This window comes from Pseudomonas sp. QLc11A (assembly GCF_052112305.1).
GTDB classification, from domain to species: domain Bacteria; phylum Pseudomonadota; class Gammaproteobacteria; order Pseudomonadales; family Pseudomonadaceae; genus Aquipseudomonas; species Aquipseudomonas laurylsulfatiphila.
The window spans coordinates 1-241 of the sequence record NZ_JAVAJJ010000102.1 but is presented as its reverse complement, the minus strand read 5'-3'; the positions used below and the strand labels follow the sequence as shown (position 1 = coordinate 241).

The 241-nt window shown below is 67.2% G+C and carries 1 protein-coding gene; it reads left to right on the top strand.

Translation table 11 applies throughout. The annotated features are described in order from the left end of the window. A partial coding sequence (locus Q8X48_RS30080) for a hypothetical protein (protein ID WP_407802703.1) occupies window positions 1-241 on the top strand: 241 nt, incomplete at both ends.

The window sequence follows — 241 nt, the reverse complement described above, 5'->3', positions numbered from 1 at the left end:
CGACGACAGCGGCGCAGGGAATGCGACCTCGGCACCGCAGACGGTGACGATCACCCTGACCGGGACCAACGACCAGCCGACGCTGAGCATCGACGACACGACCGGCGCGATGAACGAAGGCAATGGCGCAGCCACGCTGAGCGACAGCGGGGCGCTGAGTTTTGCCGATCTGGACAGCAACGACGCCGTGACGGTCAGCCAGACCGCCAACAACGACATCGCCTGGAGCGGCGGCACCCTC